Source organism: Pseudomonas sp. H3_C08, from assembly GCF_054669455.1.
Genome location: NZ_CP162803.1, coordinates 904,525 through 916,869, shown reverse-complemented (window position 1 = coordinate 916,869; position 12,345 = coordinate 904,525). Strand labels below are relative to the sequence as shown.

General features: G+C 62.8%; 1 protein-coding gene. It reads right to left on the bottom strand.

The window, feature by feature from the left end; all coding sequences use genetic code 11:
• Positions 1–13: 13 nt before the first annotated feature.
• Entirely contained in the window at positions 14–12,334 is a 12,321-nt protein-coding gene (locus AB4N74_RS04265; RefSeq protein ID WP_460098373.1) for a non-ribosomal peptide synthase/polyketide synthase, read from the bottom strand.
• Between the last annotated feature and the right edge of the window lie 11 nt (positions 12,335–12,345).

Genomic DNA, 12,345 nt, shown 5'->3' with positions numbered 1-12,345 from the left:
GAACGCGTGGCGATCAGCCCGCGCGTGCCATGCAATGTTCGATCAACGCTTCCAGCTCACACTGGTAATCGCTCATCAAGGCATCCATGGTGCCGGCGCGATAGCGCTGGCTGCTGTAGATGCAACGCAAGGCCAACTGACCGTCATAGACCTGGCCGACAATTTCCAGCCAGTTGCCCAGATTGGCTTTGAGGCTGTAGTTGTCACCGGTTTCTTCCAGCGCCGGCACCAGCAGGGCCTGCTCGTCGAAGCTCTGGTCGAATTGCCCCAGGTAGTTGAACGTGACCCGCGCTTGCGGCAGCTCGGCCAGTTGCCTCGACACCTCAGCGCCTGCCAGATGCCGCAACACGCCATAGCCGATGCCTTTCTGCGGCACCGCTGCCAACTGTGCCTGCACATTGATGATCGACTGGCCGATGTCGTCGCTGTCGGGGCGCAAACGCACCGGGAACATGCTGGTGAACCAGCCGAGGCTGCGGCTCAGGTCGATGGACTCGAACAGGTCTTCACGACCATGGCCTTCGAGCAGGATCAACGCCGACGGTTGTTGACTCCAGCGGCACAGGGCACGGCTGAGCGCCGACAACAGCAGGTCGTTGATCTGCGTGCCATACACCGCCGGGGCCTGTTTGAGCAGTTGTTCCGTGTGCTCGCGGGACAATTTGAGCCGCGCCTGTGCCTGCTGACGCACGAGGTTTTTGCCGCGCAGGTTGTCGCATGGCAAATCGACGCCCGGCTGATCCAGTTGCTCCAGCCAATACCCCAGTTCCTGCTCGGCAATCACCGGCGCCTGCGCCTGCAAGGCTTCGGCGAACGATCGGTAACTGCTGGTGCGAATCGGCAGTTTCGGCTGCAGCCCCTGCACGCACGCCTCGTACGCCACTTTCAAATCATCAAGCAGAATTCGCCACGACACGGTGTCGACCACCAAGTGGTGAATCACCACGAGCAGGCGCGCCTGGCCATCCGGCAAGGCGACGTGCATCACCCGCCAGACCGGCCCGTCATCGAGTTTCAAGCTGCGCTGGGCAAGGTTGGCCAAGGCTTCGACCTGCTCGCTGTTGTCCGCCTCGCGGCGCCAGAGCAACGTCTCGCCCTGTTCACTGAGGTCGCAGTAACGCTGCATCCAGCGCCCGCCTTCGTGGGAGAAACGCAGGCGCAACGAGTCGTGATGTTGCGCGATCCAGCCCAATGCCTGCTCCAGCGCATCGAGGTCCAGCGGCTGGCGCGCGCTCAACAGCAATGACTGGTTGTAGTGATGCGCCTCGGCCATGCCTTCAGCAAAGAACCACTCCTGAATCGGCAAGAGATTGAACAAGCCCTCGGCGGCCACGTGCGTGACGTCCGTCTGCGGTTGTGCCGTGCCCTCCTTCGCCGCTTCCTGCTCGACGATGCCGGCGATGGTCTGATAACGCATCAGGTCGCGCAGCTTGAGATCCATCTGCAACGTCGGGTGGTTTCTGACGCGGGAGATCACTTGCAAACTCAGAATCGAATCGCCGCCCAGTTCGAAGAAGTTGTCGCTGATGCCCACTTGTTCGACCTGCAGCACCTGCGCCCAGATGTCCGCGAGCAGGCTTTCCTGCTCGTTGCGCGGAGGCAGGTATTGCTCGGTTTTGAACTCAGGTTCCGGCAGCGCCTTGCGATCCAGCTTGCCGTTAGGCGTTACCGGGAAAGCGTTCAGGCAGACGATCTGCGCCGGCACCATGTATTCCGGCAACGAGGCGCGCAGGCCCGCCTTGAGTTCATCGCCGATGTCCTCGCCGCTTGCGGTGACCACATAACCGATCAGTTGCTTGCCCGAGGCATTGTCGCGGGCGATCACCAGTGCATCGGTGACCGACGGCAACTGGCGCAGACTGGCCTCGACTTCACCCAGTTCGATGCGGAAGCCGCGCACCTTGACCTGATGGTCGATGCGGCCGACGTAATCGACCACACCGTCGGCGCGTAAACGCACCAGATCGCCGCTGCGATACAGGCGCTCGCCCGCCGCGAACGGGTTGGGCACGAAGCGCTCGCAGGTCAGGTCCGGACGGCCGTGATAACCCCGGGCGACGCCATAGCCGCCGATGTACAGCTCACCGGCAAAGCCTGGCGGCAGCGGGTTCAGGTCTTCGTCCAGCACGTACAGCGAGCGCGCGCCCACGGCACGGCCGATCGGCGCGTACGCCGCTTCGCAATGCTGGCTGACCGGGACTTTCCAGAGCATCGGTGTGACCACGGTTTCGGTCGGGCCGTAGCCGTTGGTGAAGTACTGCGGACGCAGCGCAGCCTTGACCTGCTCGAAGGTCTGATCCGGCACCGCGTCACCGCCGAAGCAATAGATGCGCACGGGTGGCGGTGCAATACCGCTGGCCGCCGCGTACTCGGCCAGTTGTTTGAGATAGGCCGGCGGGAAGCAGGCAATGGTGATGCCGTAGTCGTGCAGCGCCTGATAGGTCTGCTCCGGTGTCCACAGGCAACCGTCGCGAATCAGCAGACGGCCGCCGCTGTACAAGGTGCTCAACCAGCGCTCATGGGCCCCGTCGAAGGCGAACGACATGAAGTGCAGCTCGCAACTGCTGGCGTCCATTTCGTACAGCTCGGCGATGGCCTGACAGTGCATGCTCAGCGGGCCTTGGGTCACCGCGACGCCTTTCGGTCGCCCGGTGGAACCCGAGGTGTAAACCAGATAGGCCAAGCCCTGTTCCTGCACGCGGCAGTCGGGGGCGTGGTCGGCATAACGGCTTTCATCGAGGTGATCGATTTCCAGACGCAGCAGGCCTTGCCGCGCCGGCAACGTGCTGCGCAGACTGCTCTGGGTCAGCAACAGCGCCATGCCGGAATCTTCGATCATGTAGGCCAGACGCTCCGGCGGATAATCGATGTCCAGCGGCACGTACGCCGCCCCGCTCTTGAGCACGGCGAGGAAGCTCACGACCATTTCCAGCGAACGCGGCAAGGCTACGCCGATCACCACTTCCGGCCCGGCGCCGTGTTCGATCAGGCAGTGCGCCAGTCGGTTGGCCCGTTGCTCGAGTTCGGCGTAAGTCAGGTTCATCCCGGCGCATTGCAGGGCGATAGCCTGCGGCTGCTGTTGCGCGTGACGGCTGATAAGTTCCGGCAACAGCGCGGCATGATGGGTGTGCGTCGGCTCGGCACTCCAGGCTTGCGCCGCTTGCCATTGCTCGCCGCTCAGGCGCTGCAAATTACCGAGGCGCTCGTATGGCGCCGCCAGCATCGCGGCGAGGGTATTTTCCATGGTCTGGCGAATACCGACAACCGCCTCGGCGCTGAAGTGGCTGCGCAGGTACAGGTATTCGATCGACAACTCGTCGCCGAGCATCACCGCGAGGTCCATCGGCACGTTGGTCACGCCATGGCCGATGGATTTGCCGAAGGTCAGATCGGTGTCGTTGTCTTCCTGCAAGCGATCGTCGATCGGGAAGTTTTCGAACACCACGATGCTGTCGAACAACGCCTGCCCACCGAGGCTGGACCAGCGCTGTACATCCGCCAGCGGCGCCTGGGAATAATCACGGATGTCGAGGTTGTAGGCCTGCACTTCGCCCAGCCAGTCAGCCAGACGCTGATCGGCTTGCGGGGTCTGAATGATCGGCAAGGTGTTGATAAACAGACCGAGCATGTTGCCGACATTCGCCAGGCTTTCCGGACGCCCCGACACCGTGGCGCCAAAGGTCACCGTCTGCTGCCCGGTGTAGCGTTGCAACAGCAGCAACCATGCACCCTGAATCAGCGTGTTGGGGGTGATCCGCAGGTCGCGGCAGAACTGCAACAGCCGCGCGGTCTGCGCTTTATCCCAGTTCGAATAGATCGCATCGTGACCGGCGACATCGGCGCTGTGGCGCGGGTGCATCGCCTGGCTCAGTGCCGTCGGCTCGTTGACCGCCGCCAGTCGCGCCTTCCAGAACAGCTCCTGGGCGTCCTGATCCTGCGCCTGCAACCAGGCAATAAAGTCGCGGTAACGACCGTTCTCGCCGATGATTTCGCCCTTGGCGTAATACTGCAGCACCTCGCCGAACAGCCGCGAACTGCTCCAGCCGTCCATGAGGATGTGGTGGCTGGTCCAGATCATCTGGTACTGATCGTCGCTCAGGCGCAGCAGGGTCACCCGCAACAAACGCGCATCGGCCAGATTGAAACCGAGCGCACGGTCAGCGCTGGCGAACTCGGCAATCAGTTCTTCACTGGTTTCGCGCTCACGCCAATCGAGCACCTGCATTTGCAACGGCGCATGGCGATGCACCACCTGCAACGGTTTGGCCAGGCCGTCCTGCCAATGGAAACTGGTGCGCAGAATCGCCTGACGGGCGATGACGAATTCCCACGCCTGGCGGAAGCGCTCCACGTCCAGGCCCTTGATCGGCAGGCTGACCTGTTGCACGTAAAGGCTGCTGCCGTTATCCGACAGCGTGTGGAAGAGCATGCCTTCCTGCATCGGCGACAGCGGGTAGACATCCTCGATCTGGTCGGCCGGCACCGGCAACGCATCGAGCTGCGCCTGATCGAGTTGCGCCAGCGGATAATCCAACGGCGCCTCGTCGGTCGACGACTCGAGCGCAACCACAGCGGCGAGTTTCTGCACGGTCTGCTGCTGGAACAGGTCTTTGGGGGTGAAGCGAATCCCCTGCTGGCGCGCACGGCTGACCAGTTGGATCGAGATGATCGAATCGCCGCCCAGCGCAAAGTAGTTGTCGGTCACGCCGACCCGTTCGATCTTCAGAATGTCCTGCCAGACCTCCGCCAGTTGCTGCTCCAACGGCGTCGATGGCGCCACGTATTCGCGCTGCGACTGGCTGAGGTCCGCTGCCGGCAAGGCCTTGCGGTCGAGTTTGCCGTTGGGGGTCAGCGGCAACTGTTCGAGGAACAGCCACTGCGCCGGCACCATGTATTCCGGCAGATGCGCCTTCAGCGCGGCCTGCAGCGTTTCACTCAGATCGTCCAATTGTTCGAGGCTGAGGCTGCTGTCACTCGGCACCACATACGCCACCAGTTGCTGACCGCTGTGGCCATCCACCGCCAGCACCACGCCCTCGCGCACAGTGTCCTGAGCGAGCAGACGCGCTTCGATTTCACCCAGTTCGATGCGGAAACCGCGCACCTTGACCTGATGATCGATGCGGCCGACGTATTCGATCCGGCCGTCATCGCTGAAGCGGGTCAGGTCGCCGGTGCGGTACATGCGTTCGCCGCTGCTCGAGAATGGATTGGGCACGAAACGTTCGGCGGTCAGGCCCGGGCGGAACAGGTAGCCACGGGTGATGCCGTCGCCGGCCAAATACAGCTCAGCCGCCACGCCCAGCGGCGCTTGCTGTAATTGACCGTCGAGCATATACGCCGTGGTGTTGACCAGCGGCCGGCCGATGTTCGCCTGACCACCCAGTTCGCGGCGGGTGCAGGTCGAATAGGTGGTGTCTTCCGACGGCCCGTACAGGTCGTAGACATGCGCCACCGCCGTTTCGCGGTAGAGCGTGTCGACCAGGCTCTGCTTCAGCGGCTCACCGGCGAGGTTGATGATGCGCACGCCCGGCGGAATTTGCCCGGTGCGTTGCAGCGCGGCAATCGCCGACGGCACGGTGTTGATCAGGCGCACCTGATCGCGCTCCGGCAAGTCCGGCAGTTCCAGGGCATTGCGCGCCATGACGATCGAGCCGCCGCGTGCGAGGGTGACGAAGATCTCCCACACCGACAGGTCGAAGCACACCGACGTCGACGCCAGCACCCCTTGCAGATCGTCTTCGCTGTAGACCTCGGCGGACCAGTGAATCAGCGCCTGCACGTTGCGATGGGCAATGGCCACGCCTTTCGGCTTGCCGGTAGAGCCGGAGGTGTAGATCACGTAGGCCAGATTGGCTGAATCCCCGCGCGCAGGAAGATTGTCCGCAGGCTGCTCGGCAAATGCTGCACCACCCGCCTCGACCAGCACCACCTGCGCATCGGTCTGCGGCAGTTGCGCCAGCAGCGACTGCTGCGTGAGCAATACTTTCGCCTGACTGTCGTCGAGCATGTAGGCCACGCGATCCGCCGGGTAATCCGGGTCCAGCGGCACATAGGTGCCACCGGCCTTGAGCACCGCCATCAGGGCAATGACCAGCTCCGCCGAACGCGGCATCGCCACGCCGACACGGATTTCCGCCCCGACACCCAGTGCGACAAGATGATGAGCCAACTGGTTGGCGCGTTGATTGAGCTCGGCATAGCTCAGGGCGACGCCCGCATGACTCAGGGCCAGTGCCTGCGGATGCGCCGCGACGCGACGTTCAAAACTTTGCGGGATCAACCGCTCAGCCGGATACGCGGCCTGATGGTCGTTCCATCGCGCCAGGGTCTGGCGTTCGGCGAGTGGCAACAGGCCGATCTCACCGAGCAGACGCTGCGGCGCCTCGATGAATTGCCGCAGCACTTCTTCCAGATGCCCCGCCAGACCGAGCACGCTGCGTTCGGCAAAGTGTTCGGTGAGGTAGTTGAAATCCAGGTTCAAGACATCGCTGGCCCCGGCGATCAGGGTCAGACCGTAGTTGGTTTGCTCGCGGTGCTCCAGGCCAGCGAAACGCAGACCGCCCGGGTTGGCTTCCAGCGCTTCGGACACCGGATAGTTTTCAAACACCAGCAAGGTATCGAACAGCGCTCCGCCACTCAGCTGGGCCAGACGCTGGATGTCCTGCAACGGCGTCTGCTCGTAGTCGCGCAGCAACAGGTTTTTGTCCTGCACGCTGCGCACCCAGTCGCCGACGCTGAGCGTGGCCTGCGGGCTGGCGATCACCGGCAAGGTGTTGATGAACAGGCCCAATTGCTGCTCGATGCCCGGCAGATCCACCGGACGTCCGGACACGGTCGCACCAAAGGCCACCGTGGCCTGACCGGTGTAGCGTTGCAACACCAGCAACCACGCGGCTTGCACCAAACTATTGAGGGTAACTTGCTGCTGACGGGAGAAACCGTTCAGGCGCTGAGTGAAGGCTTGGTCGAAATGCAGGCGATGCATCTGTTTGCCCGGCCCCGGCACGGTACGCCCGTGACAGGCCGAAGCCAGTCGGGTCGGCTCGTCAAGTGCGGCCAGTTGTCCGCGCCAGAAATCCTCTGCGCCCGCCTTGTCCTGACCTTGCAGCCAGACGAGGAAGTCGCGATAACGGCCCTGCGCGCTTGGCACCGGCTGACCGGCGTAATCCTGCAACACCTCGCCAAACATCCGCGAGTTGCTCCAGCCATCCATGAGGATATGGTGGCAGGTGAAAATCAGGCGATGGCGATCATCGGCCGTGCGCAGCAGGCACAGGCGCAGCAGCGGCGGATTCTGCAGATCGAAACCGCGTGCGCGATCAGCCTGCGCCCGCGCTTCGAGCACGGCCGGCAAGTCCGCCATACCGCGCACATCGACTTCGGGCATTTCCAGGGTCAACTGGCGATTGATCACTTGCAGCGGCGCATCGAGGCCATCGCGGCCCCAGATAAAACCGGCACGCAGCACTTCATGGCGATCCACCACGCGCTGCCAGGCCTGCTGGAAACGCGCCACGTCGAGGCCGTCGATATCCAGCAGCATCTGATAGACATAGGCGCTGGCATCGGCGTCGTACAGGCTGTGAAACAGGATGCCTTGCTGCATCGGCGCCAGTGGATAGATGTCCTCGATGCGCTGGGCGGCGATCGGCAAGCTATCCAGATGCGCCTGGGACAACCCGGCCAACGGCACGTCCGATGGTGTCAAACCACCGCTCGGATGGCTCAGGCAATGGTCGATCAACTCGCCCAGCGCCACTTCGTAGGCGCGGGCCAACGCGTTGATGGTGCTCTCTTCGAAGACATCACCGCTGTAGGTCCAGGTCAGGCTCAACTGGCCCTGATAAACCCGGCCATCGATGGTCAGCCAGTTGGCCATCGGCGCGTTTTCGTCCTGACCGGCGCCCTTGTCTTCAGTGGCCGGCACCCACAGGGCGTGTTCATCGAAGTTGTTGTCGAACTGGCCGAGGTAGTTGAACGTCACCTTCGGTTGCGCCAGTTCGTTCAAGACCCCTTGCGACTCGGCGCAGCCCAGATGACGCAGCAAGCCATAACCGATGCCTTTGTTCGGGATCGCGCGCAGTTGCTCCTTGATGCCTTTGATCGAGGTTTCCAGACTCGCGTCCGGGGTCAGGCGCACCGGGAACATGCTGGTGAACCAACCTACCGTGCGGCTGAGGTCGACGTCATCGAACAGGTCTTCGCGACCGTGACCTTCAAGCTGCACCAGGGCGCTGTCGGTGTTCGTCCACTGGCACAGCACGCGGGCCAGCGCGGTCAGCAGCAGGTCGTTGACCTGGGTGCGATAAACCGCCGGTGCCTGTTGCAGCAACTGGCGAGTGCGTTCGGCGTCGAGACGCGTATCGACGCTGCGCTCGAAACGGTTGCTCAACTGGCCCTGCGGGTTGTCCAGCGGCAGCTCGACGGACACCTCGCGCAGTTGCCCGCGCCAGTAATCCAGTTCGCTTTCCAGTTCAGTGCTACGGGCATGCGCCTGCAGACGCTTGCCCCAATCCTTGAACGCGCTGGTCTTGGCCGGCAGACGCACAGGCTGACCGCTACTCAGTTGTTGATAAGCGCTTTGCAGATCTTCGAGGAGGATCCGCCACGACACGCCATCGACCACCAGGTGGTGGATCACCAGCAACAGACGCTGACTGGCGTCCGGCAAGTCGACCAATGCTGCGCGAATCAGCGGGCCATCGAGCAGATCGAGGCTGCGTTGCAAGTCCAGGCACAGCGCTGGCAATGCTGCGCTGTCGTCCAGCGTGACCGTGCGCAGCAAACCTTGCGCCTGATCCGCCGGCGCGTGGCTCTGCTGCCAGCCATCGTTGGTTTGCCGGTAGCGCAGGCGCAAGGCGTCGTGGTGGCGCTGCAACTGCACCAGCGCCTGCTCCAGCGGCGCCGCGCGCAGCGCGGTGGCCGGGGTCAGCAGGATCGACTGGTTCCAGTGATGCCGCGCCGGAATGTCGCTGTTGAAAAAGTAATGCTGGATCGGTGTCAGCAGCGCGTCGCCGAGTACTTCGCCCTGCTGCATCTGCACCGCGTCACTCTGTTGCGCGACGGTCGCCAGACGCTGCACGGTCTGGTGCTGAAAGATGTCTTTGGGGCTGAAGCGAATGCCGGCCTGACGCGCGCGGCTGACCACTTGAATCGAAATGATCGAGTCGCCGCCCAGCTCGAAGAAGTTGTCGTTTAGGCCGACACGCTCGACCTTCAACACCTCCTGCCAGATCTCGGCCAGACGCTGCTCCAGTTGGTTGCGCGGCGCGGCATAGACTTCCTGCACCTGCGCAACTTCCGGGTGCGGCAGTTGCTTGCGATCGAGTTTGCCGTTGGCGGTCAGCGGCAGACGCTCAAGGAACGCCCAACTGACCGGAACCATGTAATCCGGCAGGGTTTCGCGCAAATGCGCCTTGATCGAATCGCGCAGTGCGCCCTGCCCTTCGCCGTCCAGTTCTTCGTTCGCGACAATCCACGTCGCCAGTTGCTGGCCGCTGATACCGTCGACCGCCAGCACCACGGCTTCGCGCACATCGGCATGCTTGAGCAGTTGCGCTTCGATTTCACCCAACTCGATACGGAAGCCGCGAATCTTCACCTGATGGTCGATACGGCCGATGTACTCAATCACCCCGTCGCCGCGCAGCCGCGCCAGGTCGCCGGTGCGATACAGACGCTCGCCGGCCTGCGGATTGAACGGGTCTGGCACAAAACGTGTTGCGGTCATGCCGGCCTGATTCAGATAACCCCGCGCCAGACCGGCACCGGCGATGTACAACTCACCGATGCAACCTTGTGGCACCAGGTTCAGCGAGCCATCGAGCAAGTACCACGACAGGTCGACAATCGGCTCGCCAATCGGGCTGCTGTGGCTTTGTTCAAGATCGGCCATCGACAACGGCCGGTAGGTCACGTGCACCGTGGTTTCAGTGATGCCGTACATGTTGATCAGCGTCGGCGCACGGTCGCCGAAGCGTTCGAACCACGGGCGCAGGCTCTGCACTTCCAGCGCCTCGCCGCCGAACACCACGTAGCGTAGAGAGTTATTGCGCGTCGACTCGCTGGCGACCTGCATCAATGGCTTGAACGCCGACGGCGTCTGGTTCAGCACGGTGACGTTTTCATCGCACAGCAGCGTGTAGAAATCTTCCGGAGAACGGCTGATGTCATGGGGCACCACCACCAGTTTGCCGCCATACAACAGCGCGCCGAAAATCTCCCAGACCGAGAAGTCGAAAGCGTAGGAATGGAACAGCGTCCAGCTGTCCTGCGGGCCGAAATCGAACCAGTGTTCGGTGGCGCTGAACAACCGCATGACGTTGCCGTGCGGCAGCAATGCGCCTTTCGGTTTACCGGTGGAACCGGAGGTGTAGATGACGTACGCCAGGCTGTCCGGCGTGGTCAGGCACAGCGGGTTGGCTTCGTTGCCGGGCTCTGGCGCCTGATCCAGATCGAGGCACGCCAACCCCGACGGTACCGGCAGTTGCGCGAGCAGATGACCCTGGGTCAGCAGCAGCTCGATGCCACTGTCCGCGATCATGTAGCTCAAGCGATCATCCGGGTAGCCCGGATCCAGCGGCACATAAGCGCCACCGGCCTTGAGCACGGCAAGGATGGCGACAATCATGTCCAGCGAACGCTCGACCGCCACGCCAACGCGCACGTCCGGGCCGACGCCACGGGCGATCAACACATGCGCCCACTGATTGGCGCGGCGATTGAATTCGGCGTACGTCAGGCGTTGCCCGTCGTACGTCACGGCGATCGCGTCGGGATAACGCTCGGCCTGCGCTTCAATGGCTTGGTGAATGCACTGCTCCAGCGGATGTTCGATGCGCTCAGGGTTCCACTGCGCGAGCAATTGTTGCTGCTGGCCGGCATCGAGCATCAGCAACTGGCCAATGCGCTGGGTCGGCGCGGCGACGATGGCCTGCAACAGCGCATTCCAGTGTTGTGCCAGACGCTCAATGGTCGCGGCGTCGAACAGATCGGTGGCGTACTTCAGCACGGCTTCGATGCCATGCGCCTGTTCGGTGGTGTTGAGGGTCAGGTCGAACTGCGCGGTCTGGCTCTGCCATTCCAGCGGTTCGATGCTCAGGCCATTCAAACGGGTTTCGACACTCGCGCGGCGCTCGGCCTGATGGTTGAACATCACCTGGAACAGCGGGCTGTGACTGAGGCTGCGGCCCGGTTCCAGTGCTTCGACCAGTTGCTCGAACGGCAAGTCCTGATGGGCCTGCGCTTCTTGCGCGGTCTGTTTGACCTGACGCAGCAGATCGACAAAGGACATCTGCCCATCGATGTCGGCCTTGAGCACCTGAGTGTTGACGAAGAAGCCGATCAGCCGCTCGATCTCTACCCGGCCACGGTTGGCATTTGGCACGCCGACGCGGATGTCGGCCTGACCGCTGTAGCGATGCAACAAGGCCTGGAACGAGGCCAGCAAGACCACGAACAGGGTGACGTTTTCTTGCCGGGCGAAGGCTTTGAGCGCGTTGCTCAGCGCCGGGTCGAGAATCAGGTTATGGCTGGCGCCAGCGAAGCTTTGCTCGATGGTGCGCGGGCGATCCATCGGCAGTTCCAGCACCGGTTGTTCGCCACCGAGTTTCTCTTGCCAGTAGGCCAGTTGCCGCTCCTGTTCACCGGCCTCCATCCACTGCCGCTGCCACAAGGCGTAGTCGGCGTATTGAATCGGCAGCGCCGGCAGACCGGCGTCGTGATCGAGGTTGAAACCGGCGTAGAGCTGCACCAGTTCCTCGATCATCACTTGCAGCGACCAGCCATCGGAGACGATGTGGTGCAGGGTCAGCACCAGCACATGGTCATTGGGGCTGACTTGCAGCAGCGCTGCGCGCAAAAGCGGGCCGTGCTGCAGGTCGAAAGTTTTCTGGCTCTGGGTCTGTACGAACGCCTGGATCGAGGCCTCCGCGTCGCTGGCCAGCTCAGCGTTCAGTTGATGAATCTCCAGTGCAAAGGGCCCTGCGGGCAGGACCACTTGCAAAGGTTGCGCGGTTTCCTGGGAGAACACCGTGCGCAAGGTTTCGTGTCGTTCGATCAGCGCCTCGACGCTGCGCTCCAGCGCGCTGACATCCAGCGGGCCCTGCAAACGCAGGGCCGTCGGAATGTTGTAGGCCGCACTGTGCGGCGCCCACTGCCAGAGAAACCACTGACGCTGCTGAGCGTAGGACAGCAGCAACGGCTCTTCGGCCGTGCGCTTGAAAACCGGGGCAATGTCAAAGAGGTTGACGCCTTTCTGCTTGAGCAGAACCGCCAGAGCCTTTCTTTGCTTAGCCGAAAGTTGTCCTACCGACTCGATTAACTCTTGCACGCGTTTTTCCC